This is a genomic window from Agrobacterium rubi TR3 = NBRC 13261 (assembly GCF_000739935.1).
Lineage (GTDB): Bacteria > Pseudomonadota > Alphaproteobacteria > Rhizobiales > Rhizobiaceae > Agrobacterium > Agrobacterium rubi.
The window spans coordinates 28,570-54,506 of record NZ_BBJU01000004.1; the positions used below are offsets into that span (position 1 = coordinate 28,570).

General features: G+C 58.6%; 22 protein-coding genes, 1 other RNA gene and 1 pseudogene. 16 read left to right on the forward strand and 8 right to left on the reverse strand.

Translation table 11 applies throughout. The features are described 5' to 3' along the window. Positions 1-97: 97 nt before the first annotated feature. Positions 98-1,390 (forward strand): annotated as a pseudogene (locus RRU01S_RS26835) (methyl-accepting chemotaxis protein); the annotation flags it as partial. Between the two features lie 83 nt (positions 1,391-1,473). Here RRU01S_RS26835 and RRU01S_RS03175 read toward each other — a convergent pair. Further along, positions 1,474-1,938, reverse strand: a complete 465-nt coding sequence (locus RRU01S_RS03175; RefSeq protein WP_045228811.1) for a VOC family protein — start codon at positions 1,936-1,938, stop codon at positions 1,474-1,476. A 101-nt stretch (positions 1,939-2,039) separates the two neighbouring features. Here RRU01S_RS03175 and soxR point away from each other — a divergent pair, with 101 nt between their 5' ends. The 3 genes from soxR to metF all read left to right on the forward strand — a co-directional run bounded on the left by soxR (position 2,040) and on the right by metF (position 4,544). After that, complete coding sequence (soxR, locus tag RRU01S_RS03180; RefSeq protein WP_045228812.1) at positions 2,040-2,480, forward strand: redox-sensitive transcriptional activator SoxR; 441 nt, start codon at positions 2,040-2,042, stop codon at positions 2,478-2,480. Positions 2,481-2,632: 152 nt separating this feature from the next. Beyond that, entirely contained in the window at positions 2,633-3,646 is a 1,014-nt protein-coding gene (locus RRU01S_RS03185; protein ID WP_045228813.1) for an ArsR/SmtB family transcription factor, read from the forward strand. A 1-nt stretch (position 3,647) separates the two neighbouring features. Next, positions 3,648-4,544 carry a methylenetetrahydrofolate reductase [NAD(P)H] gene (gene metF / locus RRU01S_RS03190; protein ID WP_045228814.1) on the forward strand — a complete coding sequence of 299 codons (897 nt, stop codon included), beginning with the start codon at positions 3,648-3,650 and terminating at the stop codon, positions 4,542-4,544. Between the two features lie 431 nt (positions 4,545-4,975). Here metF and RRU01S_RS03195 read toward each other — a convergent pair whose 3' ends face one another. The 7 genes from RRU01S_RS03195 to RRU01S_RS03225 form a co-directional block, all read right to left on the reverse strand. Next, complete coding sequence (locus tag RRU01S_RS03195) at positions 4,976-6,202, reverse strand: lytic murein transglycosylase (RefSeq protein ID WP_045228815.1); 1,227 nt, start codon at positions 6,200-6,202, stop codon at positions 4,976-4,978. Between the two features lie 166 nt (positions 6,203-6,368). After that, positions 6,369-7,160, reverse strand: coding sequence for a glycoside hydrolase family 25 protein (locus tag RRU01S_RS03200; protein WP_045228816.1), 792 nt, complete (start codon positions 7,158-7,160; stop codon positions 6,369-6,371). A 350-nt stretch (positions 7,161-7,510) separates the two neighbouring features. Next, positions 7,511-8,188 (reverse strand): class I SAM-dependent methyltransferase, encoded by a 678-nt coding sequence (locus RRU01S_RS03205; RefSeq protein WP_045228817.1) that lies wholly within the window; start codon positions 8,186-8,188, stop codon positions 7,511-7,513. After that, a complete protein-coding gene (locus tag RRU01S_RS03210) occupies positions 8,185-9,435 on the reverse strand; it encodes a BtaA family protein (RefSeq protein WP_045228818.1) in 1,251 nt (416 codons plus the stop codon). Before RRU01S_RS03210 ends, RRU01S_RS03205 begins: the two co-directional genes overlap by 4 nt. A 303-nt stretch (positions 9,436-9,738) precedes the next feature. Next, positions 9,739-10,776, reverse strand: coding sequence for a lytic transglycosylase domain-containing protein (locus RRU01S_RS03215; protein ID WP_045228819.1), 1,038 nt, complete (start codon positions 10,774-10,776; stop codon positions 9,739-9,741). A gap of 123 nt (positions 10,777-10,899) precedes the next feature. Further along, positions 10,900-11,535 (reverse strand): LysE family translocator, encoded by a 636-nt coding sequence (locus tag RRU01S_RS03220; RefSeq protein WP_045228820.1) that lies wholly within the window; start codon positions 11,533-11,535, stop codon positions 10,900-10,902. A 171-nt stretch (positions 11,536-11,706) separates the two neighbouring features. Further along, positions 11,707-12,918: a pyrophosphate--fructose-6-phosphate 1-phosphotransferase gene (locus RRU01S_RS03225; RefSeq protein ID WP_045228821.1), complete on the reverse strand. Its 1,212-nt coding sequence runs from the start codon at positions 12,916-12,918 to the stop codon at positions 11,707-11,709. Positions 12,919-13,225: 307 nt separating this feature from the next. On the opposite strand from RRU01S_RS03225, the gene RRU01S_RS03230 reads away from it, so the two are divergent. The 12 genes from RRU01S_RS03230 to RRU01S_RS03280 all read left to right on the forward strand — a co-directional run bounded on the left by RRU01S_RS03230 (position 13,226) and on the right by RRU01S_RS03280 (position 25,894). Next, positions 13,226-13,966: a J domain-containing protein gene (locus tag RRU01S_RS03230; RefSeq protein ID WP_045228950.1), complete on the forward strand. Its 741-nt coding sequence runs from the start codon at positions 13,226-13,228 to the stop codon at positions 13,964-13,966. Beyond that, positions 13,963-14,730, forward strand: a complete 768-nt coding sequence (locus tag RRU01S_RS03235) for an N-acetylmuramoyl-L-alanine amidase (RefSeq protein WP_045228822.1) — start codon at positions 13,963-13,965, stop codon at positions 14,728-14,730. Before RRU01S_RS03230 ends, RRU01S_RS03235 begins: the two co-directional genes overlap by 4 nt. 245 nt (positions 14,731-14,975) lie before the next feature. Further along, the gene (locus tag RRU01S_RS03240; protein ID WP_045228823.1) at positions 14,976-15,512 is read left to right on the forward strand and encodes a lytic transglycosylase domain-containing protein; all 537 of its coding nucleotides are present in this window, start codon (positions 14,976-14,978) and stop codon (positions 15,510-15,512) included. 120 nt (positions 15,513-15,632) lie between these two features. Further along, positions 15,633-16,820, forward strand: a complete 1,188-nt coding sequence (locus tag RRU01S_RS03245; RefSeq protein WP_045228824.1) for an FAD-dependent oxidoreductase — start codon at positions 15,633-15,635, stop codon at positions 16,818-16,820. Positions 16,821-17,116: 296 nt separating this feature from the next. After that, positions 17,117-18,310, forward strand: coding sequence for an NAD(P)/FAD-dependent oxidoreductase (locus RRU01S_RS03250; RefSeq protein ID WP_045228825.1), 1,194 nt, complete (start codon positions 17,117-17,119; stop codon positions 18,308-18,310). Positions 18,311-18,369: 59 nt separating this feature from the next. After that, an RNA gene (rnpB, locus tag RRU01S_RS24970) (RNase P RNA component class A) lies at positions 18,370-18,771 on the forward strand. 398 nt (positions 18,772-19,169) lie between these two features. After that, positions 19,170-19,610, forward strand: coding sequence for a division/cell wall cluster transcriptional repressor MraZ (mraZ, locus tag RRU01S_RS03255; RefSeq protein ID WP_045228826.1), 441 nt, complete (start codon positions 19,170-19,172; stop codon positions 19,608-19,610). Positions 19,611-19,624: 14 nt separating this feature from the next. Further along, positions 19,625-20,650 (forward strand): 16S rRNA (cytosine(1402)-N(4))-methyltransferase RsmH, encoded by a 1,026-nt coding sequence (gene rsmH / locus RRU01S_RS03260; RefSeq protein ID WP_045228827.1) that lies wholly within the window; start codon positions 19,625-19,627, stop codon positions 20,648-20,650. Between the two features lies 1 nt (position 20,651). Beyond that, positions 20,652-21,206 carry a cell division protein FtsL gene (gene ftsL, locus RRU01S_RS03265; protein ID WP_045228828.1) on the forward strand — a complete coding sequence of 185 codons (555 nt, stop codon included), beginning with the start codon at positions 20,652-20,654 and terminating at the stop codon, positions 21,204-21,206. Then, the gene (locus RRU01S_RS03270) at positions 21,206-22,945 is read left to right on the forward strand and encodes a peptidoglycan D,D-transpeptidase FtsI family protein (protein WP_045228829.1); all 1,740 of its coding nucleotides are present in this window, start codon (positions 21,206-21,208) and stop codon (positions 22,943-22,945) included. The genes ftsL and RRU01S_RS03270 overlap by 1 nt, the downstream gene beginning before the upstream one ends. 58 nt (positions 22,946-23,003) lie before the next feature. Beyond that, the gene (locus RRU01S_RS03275) at positions 23,004-24,464 is read left to right on the forward strand and encodes a UDP-N-acetylmuramoyl-L-alanyl-D-glutamate--2,6-diaminopimelate ligase (protein WP_045228830.1); all 1,461 of its coding nucleotides are present in this window, start codon (positions 23,004-23,006) and stop codon (positions 24,462-24,464) included. Further along, positions 24,461-25,894, forward strand: a complete 1,434-nt coding sequence (locus tag RRU01S_RS03280) for a UDP-N-acetylmuramoylalanyl-D-glutamyl-2,6-diaminopimelate--D-alanyl-D-alanine ligase (RefSeq protein ID WP_045228831.1) — start codon at positions 24,461-24,463, stop codon at positions 25,892-25,894. The genes RRU01S_RS03275 and RRU01S_RS03280 overlap by 4 nt, the downstream gene beginning before the upstream one ends. Positions 25,895-25,937: the final 43 nt, after the last annotated feature.

Sequence of the window (25,937 nt, forward strand, 5' to 3'; positions counted from 1 at the left end):
TGCGAGTGCGGCGTTCAACACACTCGTTCTCATGATCGCCATTACCCTTGTCTGCGCTGTTCTCATGATTGCTTTTTCCACGGTCATGGCAATGACGGTCGTGCGACCCATCCGCCAGATCGTTAAAGCTATGGGGCGTCTTGCGGCGGGACAGGTGGATGACGCAGATGTTTCGTCTGGCCGACGCGATGAGATCGGCGAGATGGAGCAGGCAGTCGAAGTGTTCCGCCAGGCAGCCATTCGCAATCGAAAGCTCGAAGCCGCCGAGGCGGATAACCGCATGCGGGCCGAACAGCAGCGGGTGGACATGCAACGGGCAGCCGACGCCGATGCCGAAGCCCGCCTTGTGCAGGCAACGAGCACCTTTGCCGCCAGCATGAAGAAACTCGCGGCAGGCGACATGCTGTGCGAAATGAACGATCCCTTGGCGTCGCAGTTCGAGGCCTTGCGCCATGATTTCAACAGCGCGGTTCGCCAGCTGCGCGACACGTTGACAGGCGTCGGCCAATCCGTGGCCACCGTTACCGGCGGTTCGCAGGAAGTCTCTTCCGCGTCCGACCATCTGTCCAGACGCACCGAGCAGCAGGCGGCGTCGCTGGAAGAAACAGCGGCGGCTTTGGACCAGATCACCGCCAACGTGTCCTCCACCTCGAAAAGGACGGAGGAAGCGCGCGCCGTGGTGCGCGATGCACGCCAGAAAGCGGGCAATTCCAGCGAGGTCGTTAAAAACGCGGTCGCTGCCATGGACAGGATCGAGGATTCATCGAAACAGATTGGCCAGATCATCGGCGTAATCGATGAAATTGCCTTCCAGACGAACCTCTTGGCGCTGAATGCCGGTGTGGAAGCGGCACGTGCGGGGGAGGCGGGCAAGGGCTTTGCAGTCGTTGCGCAGGAGGTTCGTGAACTTGCCCAGCGCTCGGCCAAGGCGGCCAAGGAAATCAAGCAACTGATCGGCAATTCTGCGCTTGCCGTCAGCGAGGGCGTTCGCCTCGTCAACGATACCGGCTCGGGCCTGTCCGAAATTGCGCAACTGGTCCAATCGGTCAATGCGCATATGGAGGCGATCGCCACGGCGGCTCAGGAGCAGTCAGCCGGACTTGTGGAGGTCAATAATGCTGTCAACACCATGGATCAGACCACGCAGCAGAACGCAGCGATGGTGGAAGAGATGAATGCCGCCGGTGCCTCGCTCGCCCAGGAGAGCGCCAAGCTGAACGGGCTTCTGTCGAACTTCCAGCTGGACAACCAGGATGCCCGCAGGCAGGCGTCTGCGACGCGCCCGGTACTTCAGCCAGCACGCCCTGCCGCCAGCCCTGAACGTCGCAGCGCTCCAATGAGCCATGGCAATGCGGCGCTGGCTGTTAAGTCCGATTGGGAAGAATTCTGAATTTAGCAGACGAGAACTTGAGAGAGGCGGCGATGACCGCCTCTTTTGCTACGAATCTCGCATCGTCAATTGATGCTGTAGCGCTAGCCTTTCGCGAGTCCGTCCCAATCCGAAAGCGTCATCATCCCTGGAATATCCGGCCGAGGCTTGCCCGGCAGAATCGCGATATATTCCAGCTGATGGCCATCGGGATCGTTGAAATAGACGTTGGCCGATGGCATCCAGGGGAAGACGCTGGGTTCGTTGATTTCCATGCCTGCGCCGTTGCGGGGGACGATGCCTTTGGAGCGCAGGTAGGTGGGCGCTTCGATGACCTGATCGAGTGTCGTCTGAAACGCGATGTGCAGCCTCATTTGCATGGGCGAACTGTGGATCGACCAGAGGCCCAGCATGGATGTCTCACACCCACCGATCCAGAAGAAGGCGACGTTTCGGTCCGGTATGGTGTGGGCCAGCTCAAGGCCGACGACGTCACGGTAGAAATCGATCGAGCGATCGAGGTTCGAGACAGTGAGATGTGCCTCGTAGAGGCCGTTAATGGAAATCATGGGTCAACTCCTTTTGGTCGTACTGAACGTCTTCGTCTGACGCTTGATTGATGAGTTGATCGGGTTCATACGACCTCAATAATGGTTGAGGTCAAGAGGGCATGGTTGATATTCATCGTGAGCTGTCGGTTGGTGAGGTGGCCAGGCGCTGTGGCGTGGCTGTTTCCACGATCCATTTCTATGAGGCCAAGGGGTTGTTGACGGCGTCGCGCAATGCCGGGAACCAGCGGCGCTATCCGCGAGAGGTTTTGCGCCGCGTGGCGGTGATCAAAATCGCCCAGCAAGCGGGGATACCGCTTGCGGACATTCGGCAAGCTTTGTCCGCACTGCCGAATGGAAGAACACCGAATGCCGAGGACTGGAAAAATCTGGCGAGTTCATGGCGCTCAGAGCTGCAAAAGCGTATCGACAAGCTGACGCAGTTGAGAGACGATCTGGAAGGCTGTATCGGATGCGGGTGCTTGTCCGTGAAGGATTGCCCGTTGCGCAATCCCGGTGACATTCTGGGGAGCGAGAGAGCAGGGGCGGTGCTTCTGCCATAGGCACTCGATGTCCGTTTCGCCGACCATCGAAACAGAGTGGTCGCCACGATCAGCGTGTCGATTTTGTGCTGCTCAATGCCGCGCCCATCTTGCATATCTCCGCTAATCGTATAAACATATCTTTATATGTTGATTGGCTTGAGGTTTGTGCGTTGGCTCTAGGGCTTGATAATCTGGTGGGGCTTTTGAAGGCGGCGGGTGAGCCGACGCGGTTTCGGCTGCTTGCGCTTTTGTCTGCGGGCGACCTGACGGTGACGGACCTGACCGAAATCCTCGGGCAATCGCAGCCTCGTATTTCTCGCCACCTCAAGCTTCTTGCCGAAGAAGACCTTGTTGACCGGTACCAGGAAGGTGCCTGGGCATATTTCCGTTTGAAGCAGGATGGCAAGTCTGCCGAGATGGTCAAGCAGCTTCTTTCGGTGGCATCTCCCAATGACGCCGTTCTGCTGCGTGATTTCGAGCGCCTGTCGTCCGTTAAGCGGGTGAGAGCGGAGCGGGCGCAGGATTATTTCAGTCGCAACGCGTCCGCGTGGGACGAGCTGCGCCGTCTGCATGTCAGCGATGATGCCGTGGAAAGCGCGCTTTTGAAACTCATCGGCACGACGCCGGTGGATTCCATGCTCGACCTTGGCACTGGTACGGGCCGCATTCTCCAGCTGTTCAGCGGCATCTATCGCCGTGCGATCGGCATCGACGCCAGTCGGGATATGCTGGCGGTAGCGCGTTCCAATCTCGATAAGGCCGGTGTGGCGAATGCTTCCGTTCGGCATGGCGATATTTTGAACCTGCCGCTGGAAAGTCAGGATTTCGATCTCGTTGTCGTGCATCAGGTTTTGCACTTCCTCAATCATCCCGAAATGGCGCTTGCCGAGGCCGCGCGCATGCTGCGCCCGAACGGGCGGCTGGTAATCATCGATCTGGCGCCGCACAAGCTGGAATACCTGCGGGAAGACCATGCGCATGTGCGCCTCGGCTTCTCGCACCAAACCATGGAAGAGTGGCTGAAAAAGGCGGGGCTTTCGCCCGAGACGGCTGTCGATCTGCATTCCGGCAACGCCTCTGCCCAGTCTCTCGACGTAACAATATGGGTTGCGCGCGATCCACGCCTATTAATCGCCGGCGAGGAGCCGATGAACGCACCGCTTCTTTCCGCCGGGAGGGCATGACATGACAAAAACTGAGGCAGACCGCCACGTGACTGAAAATTTCAAGCTGTCCTTTGAGTTCTTCCCGCCGAAGAATGCCGATATGGACGTGCAGCTGTGGGAGACGGTGGAGGAGCTTTCCCGCTGGCACCCGGACTTCGTGTCCGTGACCTATGGTGCTGGCGGCACGACGAAGGCCCCGACACTGGTTGCGGTCGACCGGATGATCTCGATTGCCGGTTTGCCGACGGCTTCGCACCTGACCTGCGTGGATGCCAGCAAGCGAGAGGTCCACGATGTCGTCGAGGAGCTTCGCGCCATCGGCGTCAAACGCTTCGTGGCCTTGCGTGGTGATCCATCCACAGGTCCCGGCACGGCCTACAAGCCGCATCCGGACGGGTATGAAAATGCCGCAGCGCTGGTGCGGGGACTGCGTGAGCTCGGTGATTTCGAAATCTCGGTTTCAGCCTATCCCGAAAAGCACCCGGAAAGCGAAAGCGATTCCGTCGATATCGACATGCTCAAGTGCAAGGCGGACAATGGTGCGACGCGCGCCTTGACGCAGTTCTTCTTCGACAACGATATTTTCGAGCGGTACATGGAGCGCGTGACCAAGGCGGGCATTACCATTCCCGTTGTGCCGGGCATCATGCCGATCCAGAATCTCACACAGTTGAAGCGGTTTGCCGGTCGTTGCGGCACCAGCGTTCCCTCGTTTCTGGACGATCGCTTTGCCGGTTACGACGACGATGTTGTGGGGCGGGCGAAAGTGGCGGCCGATGTTGCCGCCGAGCAAATCCTCGACCTGCAACGGCGCGGCATCAACGAATTCCACCTTTACACGATGAACCGCGCGCCACTGGTGAATGCGGTGTTGGAGAATGTCGGTTACCGCCCCATGCGGAAATCCGCGGCGTAAGGTTGGCGTCACATCTCCAGAATGAACAAAACGCAGGTTTCGAAAAACCTGCGTTTTTTAATGGCAAATGATAATCAACTGCTTGGTGTGATCGAAAACCCCAAGGTGCGTGTCAGATGAACAACATCACTCCGACAAACGCGAACGCCACACCGACTGCTAAGGCATTAAGAGAATTTGTAAGTCCCATGCTCTGCCTCCTTTACGTTGACAGTAATCATTATGACCCTTTTGTGTCTCTTGGAAAGCGAAATCTATATTGCGTCGCACACGAAAACGGCAATGATTTCTGAGGCTTTGCGGCCAATGCGTTGAAAAACAACTTATATTACAGTCTGAAAAACTCAGTGCAAAATGCCAAAAAAGTAAACGGCCGTGGTTAATGCCACGGCCGTTTGTCTTAATCAGTTCGAATCTGTGTATCGAGCGTCTTAAAGCGCGTCCAGCAGAGCGCGGGTCGGCCAGCCGTCTGCGGGAAGGCCGAGGCGCTGCTGCTCGCGCTGAACGGCGATGCGGGTGCCGGAACCCAGAATGCCATCGATCTTTCCGACATCATGCGTCTTTGCATCGAGCTTCGTCTGGAGTTCCTTCATGGCCGCATCGTCAAGGCCGGGCTCTGGGTTGCCCTTGGCATAGACAGGGGCGCCCATGAAGCGGGTTGCGAAATAGGCAGCCGACGTGGTGTAGATGAAGGACTGGTTCCATTCCAGATAGATGTTGAAGTTCGGATAGGTGATGAAGGCCGGTCCCTTGCGACCCTGCGGCAGAATGAGGGCGGCGGGCAGGGAGGCGAAAGTCTTGTTGCCATCACGTGGGGTCACGCCAAGGTCGAACCACTGAGCAGCCGTCATGGTGCCGCCAAGGCCAGATTTCTCCCATGGCAGGTTTTCCGGAACGGAGACTTCCTGAATCCAAGGTTCGCCCTTTTTGAAGCCAAGATGCTGGATGAACTTGGCAGCCGTCAGAATGGCATCCGGGCTGCTGGACTTGACGTTGACGTGGCCGTCGCCGTCACCATCCACGCCGAAGGCGATGATGTCCTTTGGCAGCATCTGCACCTGGCCGATTTCGCCAGCCCATGCGCCTGTGTTGGTGGCGGGGTCGAGATCGCCGTGCTGCACCATTTCGGTGAGTGCAATCAGCTGTGGACGGAAGAGTTCCGGGCGGCGGCAGTCGTGCGAGAGCGTGACGAGCGCGTTGCGGGTGTTGAAATCGCCCTGAACGGCGCCGAAATCCGTTTCCATGGCCCAGAAGGCGGCGATGACGCCGGCTGGCACGCCGAATTCATCATCTGCGCGCTTGAAGGCAGCGGAGTATTCCTGAAGCTTCTTGCGGCCGAGATCGAGGCGTCCTTGGCTGACGGTGCGCTGGGAGAATTCAAGAAAGGTCTGGCGGAAAACGCCCTGGGCGCGGTCACGCGACAGAACCTTCTGGTCGATCTGTGCGCCAGCCAGCGCCTTATCGACGGCCTCTGCGGGAACGCCCTTGCCGACGGCTTCGGTCTTTACACCTGCCAGAAACGTTGCGAGATCGCCACCGCAGGCAACCTGCTTCGGGTCATCCGGCGAGGTTACGAGGGGCACGGCCAATGCGGAGCCGCAGGACAATGTGAAGACGGTTGCAGCAAGTGCGAAGCTGCGTGGCGAGAAGCTGAACATCAGAATTCCTCAAATGGACTGGTGACCCTGCGTTCGCCAAGTTTTGTGGCAGAAGCGTGGGCGAGAGCCTGGAAAAGCATGAGAACAAGGTTTGTTTCCAAGCCGTGCGATCATTTCGCAGCACATCTGCCGGAATTACGGGGAAAATCAAGTTGAAATCTTGGATTTAGCCGCGTGGCTGGTTGGCGGACGCCATCCATTGGCGCCAGTTCTTTTCGCTGCCCGCAAAGACGTTGATATCCGTGGGCGTGCTGATGCCGGGAATGACGCCGGTGCCGGTGTACTGCCAGAATGCCCATTGACGATCGCTGTAGATATCCGTCGGATGGGCGGCGACAGAGCGGACCCAGAAATTGTAGTTCTTGAACTGGCCGACGAGATTATCGCGGTGGAAATCGACGCTGGTGTAGATGATGGGTCGCTTGCCGTAATGCGCTTCGATGCGACGCATGAATTTCAGCATTTCTGACCTGACAACTTCGGGTGCCGGACGCGTCTTGCAGGTGGGGGAGGCCGGGTTCCATTCGACATCCAGAACCGGTGGCAGCTTCATGGATTCCTTCGGCACGTTGCGAATGAACCAGTCTGCCTGCGCATCTGCCGTCGCGCAGAAATAATAGAAGTGGTAGGGCGCGTGCGGAACACCGGCGGCGGACGCCTCGCGCCAATATTCATCAAAGCGCGCATCGAGACGGTCGGTGCCTTCGGTTGCCTTGATGAAGGCGAAGGACACACCGGATTTCTGGGCGGTCTTCCAGTCGATGTCGCCGTTCCACTTGGACACATCGATGCCGTGCACCTCATGCTTATGCGGTGAGCGCGCGCCGAAATCCTGCGGGTCATTGTCTTTGAAGCGTGGCTTGGCAACGGAGGCCGTTTCGAGGAAATCATAGCTGGTGGATGTGCAGCCGCTCAACAGGAGCATGGTCGAAAAGATAGCCGGAAGAAGCCGCTGCATGATGATCCCAGAATGTATGATTTACCCGCCAGTCGTCTTGCAAGACGCGCTGTAAACTCCTGTTTACCATAACAGGGTAAACAAGCGGTTATGGCAAGATGGTGTGCGGAGAAATTCTGTGGCTTAGAGCGGTATCGCATAAGGCAGTGGGTGTGGCTTACCCCCCTCTGTCCTGCCGGACATCTCCCCCTCAGGTGGGGAGATCGAATCGCGGTGAGCCCTCGGCCATCTCGAACGCTGCGGATCTAGTGGCGAGCGTGTACCTAGCCGATCTCCCTCCTTGAGGGGGAGATGTCCGGCAGGACAGAGGGGGGTGAGCCACACCCACTGCCGTAGGCTATGTTTCGACTTCAAACCTTCGGAAGCGTCAACACGGCGCGCCAGGCGTAGCCACGGGCAATCGGCTCGAATTCCAGCGTCGCATTGTGGCTGCCCGCCAGTGTTTCCAGCACATAACGCATATTGGCGCGGGGCGTGACGTGGAACTTGGCAAGCCAGGCCTGAAGCAGGCTGCGGAACCACTGCGGCAACTGCTCCTGCTGGCCGAAGTCGACGATGTGCAGGGAGCCGCCCGGTACCAGCGCCAGCATGGCACGCTCTACAGCCTTTTCCCAATCGGGAATCATGGAAACGGCATAGGAAATCATGATCCGGTCGAAACCGGTGCTACGACCGAATTCGTTGAGCTTGAAGGTGGTGGCGTCGGACACGCGCAGGATCGGACGTTCGCGGTGGCCACCGAAATTCTCGCTGGCGGTGGTGAGCATCTCGGAAGAGATGTCCAGACCGTAGAGCTTTGCGGTTGGAAACAGTTTGGATGCGTAGAGAAGGTTGCGGCCGGTGCCGCAACCGACTTCGAGCAGATTTCCACTCTCGGGCACATCAAGTTTCTCGATCGTCGTGTCGCGGCCCAGCAGATAATATTTGCGCGTGAGGTCGTAGATGTGCCGCTGATGGCGGTACATCTTGTCCATCATATTGGCGTGGTTGACATCGCCGAGGCTGACATTGTCGCCGATGCTCTTCATGCCTGCGCCCTCTGATAGATGTGGAAGCCACCATAGATGGCGGAGCGGTCCCGCGCATTGAGCTCCAGCGAACGCTCTTCCAGATAGGACCATTGCGCGCGGATATCCGGCGACAGGCGACCTTCGATCACGCTTTTTTCGGCTGCGGTGCGGAAGATGACGCGGGCGTCGGGTGCAGCCGTGCGGCTGATCTGTGACCACAACTCGTTCATCTGGGTGTCCGTCATCCAGTCCTGCGCATCCAGCAGCACGTAACGATCCACAGAGGATGCAGGTTTGGACGCTAGCAGTTCGGTAAAGGTTGCGTGGTGGACGGATACGCGCGCGGCGTTCTTGCGGATGGCTGGATAGTAATCGGTGCGCAGATAATCAGGCAGGTTGCCTTCCTGCGCTTGTGGGTAGCGGCGCACAAAAGCCTGCCAGGCGAAGTAATTGTCCTTCAGCGGGAAATCGCAGGCCAGCTTCTCTAGGCGCTGGCGAAGAACCGGTGCAATCGTGTTGCCGTCGGAAAGGCTGGCGAGTTCGTCATACTGGCGCGGCGGAATGCCGAGGCCGAAGAGCGAGCTCTTGCGTTTCGTCAGCCAGCGGATGACCGGCTTGTCGAAGAGAGGGGCGACTTTCTCATCGAAGAACTGGCGCTGCTCATCCATCGAGCGGGCGTTGGCCATATCCTGAAGGTTTACGCCGTGGAGGCGGGCCAGAACGTGGCCAGCGCCGATGAAGCGGCCCAGCAGGCCGGTGCGATAGATATTGCCGTTGAACACCGAAATGCGACGGCGACCGGTCATCCGGCGCTTCGACCAATAGGCGCGGGTCTGCGGATCGAGGTTCGGGGCGATGAAGCGATCGTAGCCTTCGCTGTTGGAGCGCACATTGGCATGACCGAACTGGCGCACGACGTCGCCATGGTTCGGCAGGTGGCGGAAAGCGGCCAGTTTCAGCTTGTTGAGCGCGATGTGGTGCGGATTGAGGTCCACGACATCGATGCGGGATGGATTGCGCGACAGATAGGCCAGCACATTGCAGCCACCAGAACCGATGGTGACGATGCTGTGGCCATCGCGCAGCTCCATCGCCTGCATATCGACTTCAGGGTCTTCCCAGATTTGCGGGTAAACGAGACCGGAAAACAAAACACCGAACAGCCGCTCCGACAGGCCGCTGGTGGACAGGGCCTTGTGTTGAAGCAACGCGGTCTTGAGTTTTACATTTTTGCTGAAACCGGTTTTCGGCGCGACACTCGTCATCTGATTCCACCTCTCATTCGGTTGAGAGGCGTTTAGCGATGAGACGCAACAGTTTGATGACGGGGGGTGGATGCTGCATTAAACGTTGGCGGGCTTGGCTTACCCCCCTCTGTCCTGCCGGGCATCTCCCCCTCAGGTGGGGAGATCGGCTGGGCGCGCGCACCTAATCCCATCCGCAACGTTCAAGATGGGCGAGAGCTTGCTACGATTCGATCTCCCCACCTGAGGGGGAGATGCCCGGCAGGGCAGAGGGGGGTAAGCTGCGAGTGCAGACATTAACGTCTAGAAAACACCGAGCCGCCTTTACTTCCGCAAGACGTGCAGCATGCCCTTGCGCTTGGCATCGTAATAATAGCCGCGGGCGTAGAGACGAACGGCATTGTCGCGGTCGTTGTCTGCCACCAGCCATGCGCCGCTCAAGTATTTCACGGCGTATTTCAGGTTGGTTTCGGCATCGAACAGACCGGAGGCAGGGCCGTCGAAGCCCATGGAACGGGCGGTGGCGTGCTTGATCTGCATGAGGCCGAAATGGCCGCCGTTGACGGCTTTGGGATTGTAGCGGCTTTCGCGCATGACCACACGGTGCACCAGATCTTCCGGCACGTTATACATGGTGGCGTATTTGCTGATGAGGCCGCTGAGCTTCTGGCGGCCTGCCAGGGATGGTGCATCCAGCGAGGGCGTGAGGCCTTCGCGGGTACTGATGGCGGCAAGGGCTGCGTTTTGCGGTGCGGACGCATAGGCGAGCATAGCGCCCTGCGGCTTTGGAACCGGGATGACGCTCTGCTGCTTCATCATGTCTTCGGTCAATGGAATGGCAGCTGCCGATGGGGTGCCGGGCGCACCGGGCGCTGGCGGGAAGCTGCCTTTGAGCGCAACGACCTGCGGAAGAGCGGCTGTGTTGGCCTGATGCATGACCGCAGTCGTTGCAGGTGTCGCTGCCGCCGGTGCGGCGAGCGCAACCTGGGTGGTGGCTGCCTGCGGCTGCATTTGTGTGTCGATGGCAGCAGCGGCGGCGATTTCTGATGCTGGGGGAAGTGCGACACGGCCACCCTTTAGGGCAATGGCGGTCGGCAGCGTGTTTGTCGTGGTGTTTGCGGCGACCTGCGTGGAGGCGGCTGCTGTGCCTGCCGCAGCTGCGGCGTCTGGCGTGGTGGATGTGGCGTTTGCCGTTTGGGTGGCTGTATCAGGTGTGGCCGGAGCCGAGGCTATCTTTGGGTGTGATGGGTCACCTTTGGCCGAATATTCGACGCTTGTGCATCCTGCCAGTGTCAGCGCTAGGCCCACCGTGGACGACATAAAAAGCGCCGATCTTCGACGAAAATTGCCTGAAATTTTCATGCTGTCGCCCTTAAGTGCGCCTGTCTCTCGTGTCCGCCGATTCAAGCGAAGCAGGCAGTCCCTATCCGGCGATCATTAACCTATCGTAAGGTTTCGGGCAAGCGGCGACTTAACAGCAATGTCTTAAGCAGCGATACGGCGGTATCCAGCGCTGACGGCGCGGCCTGCAATGAAGCTCTTTCGCTTTGAATTCTTTACCTTTTTATTCGCCGACATGCGCCGGACGGAGGTTATGGTAAAGCGTGCAAAAGCCGCTTGCAGGCCAAGGCATACCAGCGCGATCAACAAGAGGACCGCCTGCATCTGCGTGACCATTTCAACCACGTCGCGGGTGCCGTTCAGGAACTGCATGAGGAAGGCAACGAAAAAGCCGAAGTATCGTAGGCGCAGCGCCGCCATCACGAAGCAGTCGGAAAAGATCGTCCCGAAGGATTTTCCGCGCAGATTGTCGTTATCGGCATTGGCTTCACGGGCGGCGGGGGTGGCGATCGTCCACAGGCTGAACAGCATCAGCCAGCCGGTGCCTGCCCAGCGCGCAATATCAACGAAAGTGGAGGGAAGAAGCTCGGCGCCGACGACGATGATGGAGGCTGCGGTGACCGTGGTGACGATGCCCAACGTCGCGCCGGTGACGGCAGCGATCATGGCGCGCTTGCCGCGTATGGCGGTGTAGCTCGCGACTTTGAAGGACACGGGTGAAGGCAGTGCGAAAAGGATGGCGCAGGCGAAGCAGAACACGAGCCAGACTTGTGCGGACATATGCTTTCCTCCTAGCCCTCCCTGCACGTCATTTTTTTGTAACCTACAGTATCGTCCCAGAAACAGAAACGCATTTCTGGGCCAATAGGTTCATAACGTCGAGAGCGGTGTGTTTACGCCACAGTCTGCGATGGACAGCATCATGCGGCGTAAAGAGGCGCTTTTATGCTCTTAGGCTGCCTTATAGGGCTGGCCGATATGGTCCATGACCTCGCCAAACCACTTGGTCGACAGATCGAAGTGCTTGCCGCCCTTGATGCGCGGGAATTCGATCGTGCGCAGCTTTCCGCCCTGGTCCTCGTCGTGGCCGGTAACGCCGGAGACCTTGTTCAGCGCGCTTTCCACGGCCAGATCGACCATGCCCTGAATAAGGCGCAGGTCCTCACCATTGGCGGGTGCGGAGCGAGCGTAATAGCCTGACTTCTGCACCATGGTTCGTTCAGCGCCGATGAGGCTGGCAAACTGCTTCTGGAACCAGCCGCCGACATTAATCGTGTCGATCTTGACGTGACCGAAGGCATCGCGCTTGACGGTTTCGCCGGATGCTTCGCGCTCGGCAACGATCGAATCAAGGCCTGCACCTTCGGAGACGAATAGGGTGACGAAGCCTGTCTTTTCCATTGTTTTCTTCAGGCGCTCGGCTTCTGCTTCGATATCGAAGGCCATTTCCGGCAGGTAGAGGCCGTCGATGCTCTTGAGCTGCTCGCCCATTAGCAGGCCTTCGACATATTCATTGCCGCTGGTCTTCTGGATATAGGCGCGGGCGGTGGCCGCAGTCAGCCAGCCGCAGTGGCGGCCCATGACTTCGTGAATGACGAAGGTTTTGGGTGCGGCACTCTGCTCGTTGCTGACATTATCGAAGAAGTTCGCGCCGACTTCGGCTGCCGTCCATGCACCCAGCGACTGCTTGATGGGAACGACGTCGTTATCGACCGTCTTCGGCAGACCAACGACAGTGAGGTTATAGCCGTTGGCGCCGAGATAGGCCGCAAGATCGGCGGCTGTCGTGTTGGTGTCATCGCCGCCGATGGTGTGAAGAATGGTGACGCCATCCTTCGCGAGACGATCTGCCGCGACAGCCAAGGGATTTTCGCCTTCCTTGACGAGGCCGCGCTTGGCACAGTCGGCAGCGTTGGTCAGCTTCACGCGGCTGTTGCCGATGGGCGAGCCGCCGTAACGGTGCAAGAGAGGCGCCTTCTCGCGCATATCCTTGGTGATCTCGACGCTGTCGCCCAGGAGCACGCCCTGATAACCGGAGCGGTACGCCACGATATCGATGTCAGGAGCAATGTCGCTGTAGCGTTCGATCAGCCCGCCCACGGCGGAAGAAAGGCAGGGCGCGAGACCACCTGCGGTCAACATTGCGACTTTCTGTTTAGCCATCGTGGCTCTCCTTCGAGTTCTTTGCAAAGATGTCGTGGCAAATGGATGCGTGACAGAATGTGGCATGTAAAGTGAATTTCTCAAGAAAATCGCGGAATTTCAAAGCGATTGAATGAGTTAGCCGATATAATCGTTTCAATTGACGCGCGACCTTCGGCGGTCATCTCAGCCTGTGGAAAACCGATTTGGCGTTCTCGACGTATTAGCAATTCAAGTCAGTCGATATGATCGCAAGATGAAGAAAAGTTAATGGCATGCGACCGTTATGCATATTGCATTCAGCAAATCGGGCCTTATGCTTGGAGAAATGATGTACGATTTCGCGTGTTTGCAACTTTCATCGCTGTGGGAACGGCTGCTCGGCGCAATCGGCGATGCAGCAGGCAACGTGCTTGGACGCGTGATCGAGGCTGTCAGAACCGTCTTCGAAGGTGACCCGGAAACCCGTCGTCAGGTGTCTTTCTCCGTTGCGATCATCGCGCTGTCCGCCAAAATGGCGAAGGCCGATGGCATGGTCAACGATGCCGAAGTCAAAGCTTTCCGTCAGATATTCGACTTTCCTGAAGAGGAAGCCAAGAACGTTGCGCGGCTCTATAACCTCGCACGTCAGGACGTTGCCGGTTACGAAGCCTATGCCGAGCGGCTGTCCGGCCTGTGCGGTTCGGGCGAACAGAATTGCGACATGCTGGAAAGCGTGATCGACGGGCTGTTTCATATCGCCAAGGCCGATGGCTTGATTCATGAGCGCGAAATGGCGTTTCTGGGCCGCATCGCAGAGATTTTCAGAATCACCGAAGATCATTTCGAAATGATCATGGCGCGGCACGTGCATATGGAAGGGCGTGACCCTTACCGCGTGCTGGGCGTTTCGCCGGGCGACGACTTCATGGATATTCGCAAGCGTTATCGTTCGCTGGTGGCCGAACACCACCCGGATAAGCTGATTGCGCGTGGCGTGCCGATGGAACTGCATGCGGCAGCCAATGAACGCATGGCGGCGTTGAATGCGGCCTATGCGGCCATCGAGAAAGAACGCCGCGTCGCATGAGTGACTTCACTGCGGACTATAAGGGCGCGACCGTCGTGCCTTCGCCAAACCATGGCGAACGCATCGATGTGAGCGCGCCCGACATCATCATTCTGCATTATACTGGCATGGGCACCGCAGATAGCGCGCTCTCTTGGCTGTGTAATCCCGAAAGTCAGGTCTCCAGCCATTACTTCGTCTTTGAAGATGGCCGGGTGATGCAACTTGTGCCGGAAACGCGCCGGGCATGGCACGCGGGCAAAAGCGTCTGGGATGGCGCAAACGATATCAATTCGCGCTCTATCGGTATCGAGATTGCCAATGCCGGGCATCCGGCGGGGTTGCCGGACTTTCCTGAGGCGCAAATCCGTGCCGTTATCGAATTATGTCGCGATTGCGGCGAGCGGTGGTCCATCGCGCCGGAACGGGTGCTGGGGCACTCCGATATCGCGCCGGTGCGCAAGATCGATCCAGGCGAAAAGTTTCCGTGGGACGTGTTGTCGCAGAACGGTGTCGGCCACTGGGTTCTGCCAGCAACCATTGGCGGTGGCAGGTTCTTTCAGCGGGGCGATAGCGGCCAGCCGGTGGAGGCGCTGCAATCCATGCTTTCGCTGTATGGATATGGCGTTGAAATAACAGGCCATTATTGCGAGAAAACCGAAGGCGCGGTGGCGGCATTCCAGCGCCATTTCCGGCCTGCTTTGGTGGATGGCATTGCCGATTTTTCCACCATCGACACGTTGCACCGCTTGATCTCCGAGTTGCCGAAATTTCGCGCCGTTTAGGCACGATTTTCGGAAAATCCTTCCCATATCCGTGGATCGGCAATCGATATTTTGCGCTTTGCCACAGTATATCCTTAATGCGCCACTTAATACGCCTCATCAACCCGCGACCGGTTTCAGTGAGAGACCCAAGTCGCCAGTATCAATGATGAAGACGTGCGCCGGATCGTTTCGATGATCTTCCTGACTTGAGCGCTATTGCGGGCGAATTTCGCAGTCTTCACGGTCGGAGACCATTTATACTAATGAGAAGAATGATTGTTGCTGTTTCGGCTTGTCTCGCCATGCTTGCCGCACAGAGCGGACCTGTTTTTGCCAAGGACGACGTGAAGACCAAGACGGTCACTCTGGAGACCTATTTCCGCAAGCCTGGCTACCCCATCCCCGAAAAGACGCTTCCAACCGGTCTGAAGAATAACTACTCCGATCTCATCGTCAAATATGCCAAGCGTTATGGCGTGCCGACCAATTTGGCCCACGCCGTCGTTTCCGTCGAAAGCAAGTTCAACCCCAGGGCACGCGGCAGTGCCGGTGAGGTTGGTCTCATGCAGATCAAGCCCGCCACGGCCCGGATGATGGGCTATCGCGGCACGACGAAAGCGCTTTACGATCCCGAAACCAACATACGCTGGGGCATGCAATATCTGGCAACCGCGCACCAACTGGGTGGCGGGCAGGTATGCGACACTATTCTGCGCTATAATGCAGGCCATGGCGCCACGCGGATGAACCCGGTTTCGAAGCGCTATTGCGGCAAGGTGCAGGCGATTTTGGCAGGCTAGATGCATTCCACCGCTGTCATTCCTGTGATCGTCGCAGGAATACGGTAGACGCGCGTCTGCGTGGCTGTAAAAAGTCTTTTCAGCCCACGGGTTTGGGCGGGGACCGTGGGGACGCGAAAAATGGCGGATTTCAAATATATCGTCGTCGGTGCTGGCATGATGGGGGCTGCTGCGGCACGCCATCTTTCGGCGCGAACGGACGGCGTGGCCTTGATCGGACCTGCCGAGCCGCTGGACATCAAAAGCCACAAGGGCGTGTTTTCCAGCCATTACGATGAAGCCCGTATTACCCGCGGTTTCGATGGTGATCCCGTCTGGGCGGAACTGGCGAAACGCTCGATTGCCCGTTACGCCGAGATCGAAGCCAAGAGCGGTGTTCGTTTCTACCACGAAGCGGGGTGCCTCTTTACCGGAAACGGCAAAGGGCTTGGTGGCGATTACGTAGCGGGGGCCATGGCGGCGCGGGACCGGCTGGGGCTTGTGGTTGAGGAATATGCTGCCTCGCAGATCGGGACCCGGTTCCCGATGTTTGCTTTGCCCAGAGATCACGATGGCTGGTTCGAGCCGCGCAACGCCGGTTATGTCAATCCACGCGCGCTGGTGAAGGCGCAGGTCGCGATCGCCGAACGCCAGGGTACGTCGCTGATTCGCGAGACTGTGGTGAGCGTCGATGACACGGCCTCCGGTGTGGAGGTTGTCACGAACGAGGGGCAACGCTACACGGCGGACAAGGTGATCGTGGCGGCGGGCGGCTTCACCAATATGGCCGATCTGCTGCCGTCCAACGTCGATATGGCGGCGACGGGCCGCACCATTGCATTTTTCGAACTGGATGAGCAGAAGCAGCGCGATTTCGCGGGAATGCCATCGACCATCGTCCTGGCGGAAAATGCCGATGACATCGTCTATATCCTGCCGCCGGTGCTGTATCCCGATGGCAAGACCTACCTGAAAATCGGCGGCGAAAGCGAGAAGGGTAGGCTGGAGACGCTTGATGAGGCGGTGCGCTGGTTCCACTCCGATGGCACGGCGAGCGAGGTGGCGTTTCTGGTGAAGCGGGCTGTCGAGCTTATGCCGAAGCTGGAGGGGTGCCCGGTCACGTCAGGCTCCTGCGTCGCGTCGATTACCCGCACTGGCTATCCCTATATCGGCTATACGCAGTCTTCGAACATTGCCGTGTTGACGGGTGGAAACTTTGTTTCGGCGAAGTCTTCCGATGAGATCGGGCGGTTGGGGGCATTGCTACTGCTGGATGGACAACTGACGGAAGAGGATTTTGCGGGGCAGGTGGGGCCAGTGTTTGTTTGAGGCGGGTTCGATGGTGAAGGTCGGCGAGTGTGGCTCACCCCCCTCTGTCCTGCCGGACATCTCCCCACAAGGAGGGAGATCGGCTGGGCGCACTAACTTCTGTTCAGTCTCAACGTACGAATTGGCCGAAAGCTAACCGCGATTCAATCTCCCCACCTGTGGGGGAGATGTCCGGCAGGACAGAGGGGGGTAAGCCACACCCACCGACCTTCACCATCAAACCCAAAACCTCTGGAATCGATTCCGCAAACCGCTACAACTCCTTGTAACAGAGTCTAAAATCAGTGAGCTCGAACATGGCAACTCAGTTCAAATATATCGTGGTCGGTGCGGGCATGATGGGGGCTGCTGCGGCGCGGCATCTGACTGGAAAGTCGGATGGCGTCGCGCTGATCGGACCCGGCGAGCCTGCGGATATCAAGAACCACACCGGTGTTTTTGCCAGCCATTATGATGCGGCGCGTATTACCCGTACCATCGATGGCAATGCGGATTGGGCGCGGCTGGCCAATCGGTCGATTGCCCGATACGCCGAAATCGAGCGCGAGAGCGGCGTGGAATTTTACGGTGAGGTTGGTTGCCTGATCGTTGGCAAGAAACGCGGCGCCGGCTTTGACTATATCGAGAATGTTTGCGCGGCGGCGGAGACGCTGGGTGTCGAGATCGAGATTCTAGATGATTCGGTGCTGGCGGATCGCTTTCCCTATTTTGCGTTCGAGAGTGGGTGCGAAGGCGTGTTCGAGAGGCGCAACGCCGGATGGGTCAATCCGCGTGAGATGGTGCGGGCGCAGATCGTCAGCGCTGAAAAGCGTGGCGTGACGCGGATCGATGACATTGCCGTCAGCGTGCGGGAAGACGGCGGTGTTGCGACGGTGACGACCGCGTCCGGCCATATCTATACGGCAGAGAAAGTAATCGTCGCGGCGGGCGGTTTTTCCGTTGCCGAGGGGTTGTTGCCGCAGAAGCTTGAGATGCAGGTCAATGGCCGCACCGTCGCATTCTTTGAAATTCCAGACCAGGAACTGCATCGCTACGCGGGCATGCCATCGCTGATCTATGAGCCAGCCGATCCGCGCAAGCACATCTATCTCTTGCCGCCGGTGCGCTATCCCGATGGCAAGACCTATCTCAAGATCGGCGGTGAGCCTGTCGACATCGTCTTGAACGGCGACCGCGAAATCCGTGACTGGTTTCGCTCCGGTGGAAGCGCCAAGGTGCGCGATGATTTTTCCGAGATCATCGAAACGCTGATCCCTTCCATTGATCGCTCGCGGATATCGATGGCGGCTTGCGTGACATCTTATACGCCGAGCGGCTTTCCGGCGATCGGCTATACGGCGTCGCCAGGCATCGCCGTTCTGACCGGCGGCTGCGGCGCGGCGGCCAAGAGTTCCGATGAAATCGGGCGGCTGGGCGCTGAGCTTCTGGTCGAAGGGCGGATCATCGATACGGAATATGCTGCGGATTTCGCGCCTGCTTTCTCTGCGTAATGATCCGTTCGCGGATTTTCCGGTGGCTTTCGTTTCTGAACCCGTCTAAGGAGCCCCTGCCAGTTGGCCGGGCAGCCGCGCTTTACCAATGTCGAAAGACGGTAGGGTGAGGAAAGTCCGGGCTCCACAGAAACACGGTGCCGGATAACGTCCGGCGGGGGCGACCCTAGGGAAAGTGCCGCAGAGAGTAGACCGCCACTTTTATAGTGGTAAGGGTGAAAGGGTGGGGTAAGAGCCCACCGCGCCGCTGGTAACAGGGGTGGCATGGTAAACCCCACCGGGAGCAAGACCGAATAGGGATAACGCGGGATGCGCGCAAGCGTATCTACAGCCGGTTTTTGGGCGAGTTATCCGGGTGGGTTGCGAGAGGCGGCGTGCAAATGCCGTCCCAGATGAATGGCTGCCACGTTCCGGGTCAAACCGGGGCCATACAGAACCCGGCTTACAGGCCAACTGGCAAATTCCTTTTTAATACAGGCTCTTAGGAGTCGACCTCCCTCATCGTATATAAGTATTTGTTATTGCTTCTAAAATAAGATTTTAGGGGCGATTTTTTATTGTCGTTGCTCAAGCCCTTGAATGAACACGGTAAACCATTCGTTAAACTTAACGGGATATGAATACTCGATCCGAGGCTGGTATCCCGCCGGCTTCTCCCATTGACGCCCAAAGTGTCCCATGGTATCCCAAATGCACACCACAAAGGGTCGTGTTTTTGACCCGCAATCTCTGAAACGGAGAGGCCTGCAAGGGTCCGATGGGCATTACGTCCTACCGGTCAGCGATGTGTCGTGCGTAACGGTGTTGCCGGTCGGTGCAAGCTTTGGCTCTGCATTTGGCGGCTTTGGCGAGTTTAAGAATGGGTCGCTTTTTATCGAACGTGACAAACAGGATCGACGCCAAGGGGCGCGTTTCGGTTCCGTCGCTGTTTCGCTCGGTGCTGGCGGACCGTGGCATTCAGGAGCTTTATTGTCTCCAGGATTTTGCATTTCCAGCCATCAGCGTGGGTGGTCCGGACTTGCTCGAACGATACGAACGGCAGATCGCTTCCATGGATGCGTTCTCGCCGGAGGCGAACGCGATGTCGCTGCTGGTCCACGGCGGCGGCATTTTCATGAAGCTCGATGCCGAAGGGCGATTGATGGTGACGGATTTCATTCGGGAATTCGCCAACATCACCACCGAGGTTACCTTTGTGGGTCGAGCGGATCATTTTCAGTTGTGGCAGCCGGACGCGTTTCACGAGGCGCAGAAGGCGGCAAGAACGGGGCGCGGTTTTACCGCTGGTCGCCCCGTATAGGACGGGGAAACGGAATGACGGCGAATTCTGGCGGACGATCTTCTGAAGCCAGTGGCGGACCGGTTCGCCACATTCCGGTTCTTCTCCATGAAGTCCTGGGCGCTCTCGAGCCAGCGCCGGGCAAAATCATTCTCGACGGCACCTTCGGTGCGGGCGGATACACCCAGGCCATTCTCGACCAGGGCGCCAATGTCATCGCGCTGGACCGTGATCCCAACGCCATCGCAGGCGGGCAGGACATGGTTGCTGCCAATGGCGGTCGCCTCTCGCTCATCCAGTCGCAGTTTTCCAATCTTTCCGCGCATGTGCCGGCCGATGGTCTCGACGGTCTTGTGCTCGATATCGGCGTGTCCTCCATGCAGATCGATGAGGCCGAACGCGGCTTTTCGTTCCAGCGGAATGGTCCTTTGGATATGCGCATGTCGGCATCCGGCGTTTCGGCGGCCGATGTCGTCAACCGCGCCAAGGTGTCCGATCTCATTCGCATCTTCGGATTTCTGGGCGAGGAAAAGCAGCCGGGCCGCATTGCCCGCGCCATCGAAAAGAAGCGTGCCGAAGAGCCGTTTCGGACCACCCGTGATTTGGCCGGATTGATCGAAATCGTGACGCCACGCAAGGCCAAGGACAAGATCCATCCCGCCACCCGTGTGTTTCAGGCACTACGCGTCTTTGTCAACGATGAGCTGGGCGAGTTGGCGCAGGCCTTATTTGCCGCCGAGCGCGCCTTGAAGCCGGGTGGTCGGCTCGTGGTCGTCACCTTCCATTCGCTGGAAGACCGAATCGTCAAGAAATATTTCGCCGATCGTTCCGACCGTGCGACGGGCTCGCGCCATATGCCGATGGTGGCCGCAAAGTCGGCGATTTTTGACGCCGTGGGCAAGTCGATGATTGCGGCAAGCGACGAGGAAGCGGAGATCAATCCGCGCGCCCGGTCCGCCAAGCTGCGGGCAGGCGTTCGCACCACGGCACCGGTTCGGCCTGCGGATCTGTCGATCTTCGAGCTGCCTGATCTCGCCAGCCTAGCAAAGATGGGAGGTTGATATGCTGCGTACCTTCGATTTCGTTCTCATGGGTGTGATGGTGGCTGCGGCTGTCGTGACCTATTCCATCAAGCATCAGGCTGATTTGAAGCTGGATTCCGTGCGCAAGCTGGAAGCCGAAATCAAGCTGGAGAAGGACACGATCGATCTACTGCGGGCGGACTGGGCGCTTTTGACCCAGCCGAACCGTCTGCACCGTCTCGTCAACGCCTATCAGGGCGATCTGGCGCTGGCGCCGACGCAGCCGACGCAGCTTTCGCAGCCGAAGGAATTGCCGATGCTGCGCTCGCAATTGCCGCAGCCGCCGGAGCCTGTCGGCATGAGCGTTGAAGATGTTATTGCGGCTGCGATGAGCGGCTCCAAGCCTGGCGCAACATTGGGTGGTGTAAAACCCAAATCACCACCAGCCGGGCAGATTGCGGTGAGTGGTGGTGTTCCGGTGCCGCAGCCTCGTGCGCGGGCGGTTCGCCCGTCACAACCCATGCCGGTGGCGCGTACCCAGCAGGGTGACGAAACTGGTGACATGGATGAAACGATAACTGGATCGGTGGACTGATGTCTTTTCTGTCTCGCGTCATGGTTCTGAAAAGCAGGGCTCATTTTTCCGCAAGCACCAGTGGCTTTGCCGACCATGCCGCTTTTGAAGGCGCGCGCAAACGCCGCGCCACCCAGGCCAAGACACGCGTCGGTCTGCTGATTGTCGGCTTCATCGCGTTTTATGGCGTAGTCGGTGGCCGTCTGGTTCAATACGGCATGACACAGCCGGAAACGGTGTCCAGCATCGCGCCCGCAGACCGGCTGATGGCCTCGCGCCCCGATCTTCTGGATCGCAACGGCGAAGTGCTGGCAACCGATATTCGCACGGTCTCGCTGTTTGCGGAGCCGCATCGCATCGTCGATGTCGATGAAGCCATCGAGAAACTGCAAACGGTTCTGCCCGATCTCGATACGCGCGGCACCTATCAGAAGCTGAAATCCGAATCGCGCTTCCAATGGCTGCGCCGTCAGTTGACGCCCAAGCAGCAGAGCCAGATTTTGGCGCTCGGCATTCCCGGCATTGGCTTTCGTCCCGAAAAGCGCCGTTTCTATCCCGGTGGGCATACCGCAGCTCACGTCGTCGGTCACGTCAATATCGACAACCGCGGCGTGGCTGGCATGGAGCGCTATCTCGACAATCAGGGTCTGGCAGACCTGACCGCTCTTGGCATGACCTCGGACCAGCCTCTGGAGCCGGTCAAGCTGTCGATCGATCTGCGTGTGCAGGCCATTGTTCGCGAAGTCGTGGCCGACGCCATTCAGAAGTTTAAGGCAATTGGCGCTGGCGCTGTCGTCATCAATGTTCATACCGGCGAAATTCTCGCCATGGCATCGCTGCCGGATTACGACCCCAACAACCCTGCCGAAGGCGCAAAAGAAGGCTGGCTGAACCGCATGTCGAACGGCACGTTCGAAATGGGTTCGACCTTCAAGTCCTTTACCATCGCCATGGGTCTGGATTCCGGCAAAGTCCACATCAACGATATGTTCGATGCGCGTGCGCCGATCCGCATCGGTGGCTTCACCATCAAGGATTTCCACGGCAAGGGTCGCATGCTCTCCGTTCCGGAAATCTTCCAGTATTCGTCCAACATTGGTACGGCCAAGATTGCCGATACGGTCGGTATCGAAGGGCACAAGGAGTTTCTGACGCGGCTTGGTCTTCTGAGCAAGATGCAAACGGAACTACCGGAAATCGCCATGCCATCGCAGCCGCGCGTGTGGAAAAAGATCAACTCGGTGACCATCTCCTTCGGTCACGGTGTCTCCACCACACCCTTGCAAACGGCGATTGCCGGTGCCGCCCTGGTCAATGGCGGCAAGCTGATCGAGCCGACCTTTCTGCCACGCACGGTGGCGCAGGCCGATCAGGTTGCCAAGCAAGTCTTGCAGCCGGGTGCCAGCAAGGACATGCGCTTCCTGTTCGAATGGAATGGCGTCAACGGTTCTGGTCGTAATGCGCGCGTCGAAGGCTTCAACGTGGGCGGCAAGACCGGCACGGCCGACAAGGTCGTCAATGGTCGCTATGTTCACGACAAGAACTTCAACGCCTTCCTGTCTGCCTTCCCGATGGATAAGCCGGAATATGTGGTTCTGTCCTTCATCGACGAGCCGAAGACGGACAAGGGCAATGGCGCGGCACTGGCCGGTACGTCTGCGGCACCGATGGTGCACGATATCATCACCCGTTCCGCAGCCATTCTTGGCGTGAAACCGAAGTTCGGCAAGGATGGTTCGGCCTTGCTGGTGTCTTATTGATTGGTACATCTCATGACGGACCGGCGAATCGCGCCGGGGGGACAAGACGGACATATCGATGAATTTGCGAGACCTCTCGGGGGCTGAGTTCCCCGAACTGAACGAGTTGCTGCGGACAGACGCCGGAGCGCTGGATATTACCGGGATTACGGCTGACAGCCGCAAGGCCCAGCCAGGATCGCTGTTCGTGGCGGTGGCCGGAACCAAGGCGGATGGCAGCACTTACGTGCAGGACGCCGTGGCCAAGGGTGCCGTCGCTGTCGTATCCAGCCATGCCATGGATGCAGGCGTACCGGTTCTCGTTGTCGCTAATCCGCGCCGTTATCTCTCTCTTTCTGCCGCTCGCTTTTATGGCAAACAGCCCGAAACCATGATTGCCGTGACCGGCACGGCGGGCAAGACCTCCGTCGCCTCCTTCATTCGCCAGATTTGGAAGTCCGCGGGCCATGCGGCAGCGCAGATCGGTACCACAGGTTTGATCGCGCCGGGTCGCGAGGACTATGGTTCGCTAACGACGCCTGATCCAGTTTCGCTGCATGCGCTCTTAGCAGAATTGGCCGACGAAGGTGTGACCCACGCGGCGATGGAAGCCTCCAGCCATGGCCTCGACCAGCGCCGTCTGGATGGCGTGAAGCTTGCCGCTGCCGGGTTCACCAATCTCGGTCGGGACCATATGGATTACCATCCCACCATTGAAGACTACATGGCCGCCAAGATGCGGTTGTTCGATACGCTTCTGCCGAAGGGTTCGCCTGTCGTCATCTTCTCTGACGATGCATGGTCGGACCGCGCTATCGAGGTCGCGAGAGCCGCGGGCCATGATGTGCGCACCGTCGGTCGCAAGGGTGATTATCTGACGCTGAAGCGCGTCGAACATTTCCGCCACAAGCAGATGATCGAAGTGCATCATCAGGGCAAGATTTACGAAGTCGATATTCCGCTGGCCGGTGATTTTCAGGTGGCCAATGCGCTTGTTGCCGCAGGGCTTGCGATCTCGACCGGTGTTTCGGCTTCGGTGGCGCTCAAGGCGCTCGAGAAACTGGTGGGTGCTGCTGGCCGTCTCGAACTGATCGGCCAGACGAAGAACGGCGCGCTGGCCTATGTGGATTATGCCCATAAGCCGGATGCGCTGGAAAATGTGCTGACCTCGGTGCGGCCGTTCACATCCGGTCGCATCATTACGGTTTTTGGCTGCGGTGGAGACCGCGACAAGGGCAAGCGCCCGATCATGGGCGAAATCGCGACACGTCTGTCCGACATCGTCATCGTGACGGATGACAATCCGCGCTCGGAAGAGCCGCAGACCATCCGTTCTGAAATCATGGCGGCGGCGCCCGGTGCGCTGGAAATCGCCGATAGGGCAGAGGCTATACGCCATGCCGTTTCGCTGCTGGGCAGCGGGGACACTTTGATCGTAGCGGGCAAGGGGCATGAGGAAGGTCAGATTGTTGGCGGCGTGACGCTGCCATTTTCGGACCATGAACAGGTGCGTACTGCGCTGGAAGGACTGAAGATTTGAACTGGTTATGGACAGTACCGGATATGGTCGCCGTCATGGCAGGCCGTCCGGTCGGCAACCTGCCGCAAGGCATTACGGGCATTTCCATCGATAGCCGCACGGTGCAGGAAGGCGAAGCCTTTTTCGCCATCAAGGGCGACCGGGTGGACGGCCATGATTATGCAAGTTTCGCCGTCGCCAATGGCGCCGGACTTCTGGTGGTGTCGGAATCCAAGCTGCCAGCGCTGGGACGACTGACCGTGCCGATGATCGTGGTGGAAGACGTTCTGGCTGCCTTGGTCAAGCTTGGCATCGCTGCCAGAGAGCGGACATCGGCGCGCATCATCGCCATCACCGGTTCGGTCGGCAAGACGACCACGAAGGAAATGCTGCGCCAGGTTCTGGCACCTTCGGGCCGGGTCCATGCGGCTGTGTCTTCCTTCAACAACCATTGGGGCGTGCCGCTGACCTTGGCGCGTATGCCGGCGGATACGGAATTCGGCATTTTCGAAGTCGGCATGAACCATGCGGGCGAAATCAGCCCTTTGGTCAAGCAGGTGAAGCCGCATCTGGCGATCATCACCACCATCGCAGCGGCTCATCTGGGCAATTTCAACAGTCTAGAAGAGATCGCTGCTGCCAAGGCTGAAATCTTCGAGGGTGTTCTGCCCGGTGGCGCTGTCATTCTCAATCATGACAATGCCCAGTTCGAGCAGCTGGAACGGGCGGCATTTGATGCGGGCATCGAGCATGTTCTGACCTTCGGTCAACATGCCAAGGCCGACTTCCGCCTTGCCGATTATGAGAACACGCCCAACGGCTCCACCATCTGGGCCATCATCAACGGTGAAACCAGCGAATTGCATATCGGTGCTGCTGGCCGCCACATCGCCGAAAACGCCATGGCTGCCATCGGCACGATTGCCGTCTTGGGCGCGGACCTCGACAAGGCCTTTACAGCGCTTGGGACTTTGGAAGCCGTGAAGGGCAGGGGGCAGCGTCATCGCCTGTCCGTGGGCGAAGGCTCGTTTCTCTTGATCGATGAGAGCTACAATGCCAATCCGGCCTCCATGCGGGCTGCCATTGCGCTTTTGGCCGCAGCCGAGGTTAAGGGCGATGGACGGCGTGTGGCCGTGCTGGGCGACATGCTTGAGATGGGAGAGTTCTCTGCCGAGGTGCATGAGGAATTGTCCGGCCCGCTTCTGTCGGCTGGCATCGAGCATGTGTGGCTTGCAGGTGAGTCGATGGCGGCTCTTCGCGATGCACTGCCGGAAAGCGTCAATGTTGCATGGTTTCCCACCACCGCCGAATTGAATGAATTCGTCCTGAAATGGGTTCAGCCGGGCGATGTCTTGATGATAAAATCGTCACTTGGCATCGGTTTCGGCAAGATCGTAACGGCCCTTCTTGACAAGTATCCGGCATTCCCCGAGACGGAACGCCAAATCTAGAGCATCGATATCCATCACCGAATGCGGTCTTGGGCTATCCGGT